This window comes from Xanthobacter autotrophicus, from assembly GCF_029991245.1.
Taxonomy (GTDB): Bacteria; Pseudomonadota; Alphaproteobacteria; order Rhizobiales; family Xanthobacteraceae; genus Xanthobacter; species Xanthobacter autotrophicus_C.
Genome location: NZ_JAIVFO010000392.1, coordinates 1 through 424 on the forward strand (window position 1 = coordinate 1; position 424 = coordinate 424).

1 protein-coding gene is annotated in these 424 nt (G+C 60.6%); it reads left to right on the top strand.

Annotation, left to right across the window (positions count from 1 at the left end; all coding sequences use genetic code 11):
- Positions 1–424, top strand: a 424-nt coding sequence (locus K9U41_RS23370; RefSeq protein ID WP_282643220.1) for a hypothetical protein, incomplete at both ends; no start/stop codon positions are given.

Sequence of the window (424 nt, forward strand, 5' to 3'; positions counted from 1 at the left end):
CCCAATGACTGGCGCATCGACCTTTGTGCAGGGCTGGGACCGGTCGAACTGGCTGAGATCATCCGTAGCGTCTCGGCCCAAATGGGCGGCACCGCCAGCGATGATTTTTGGCCTGAGATGGCCTCCGACCTGATTGCTCAGGTAGGCATCCTGCTGCAGGCTGTCGAGCTGACCAATGCAGGCAAGGCATGGGCCGAGGAGCGAAAGATGCGCGTGCACTCGATCCTCAACTTGCTGCGTGTGGCAGGCTCGGATGAGCTGATCGATGAGAACCTGGCCATCATCGCGGAGGCAATGAAAACGGACGAGTACGACGCCTTGTCGGCCAACGTTCACATGCCTCAGCTGCTGGACAGCGTGACGTACCTGAGCGGCACGTATCTGCCCCTCGCTGCAGCGACGAAAGACGGCATCCGAGCCAACA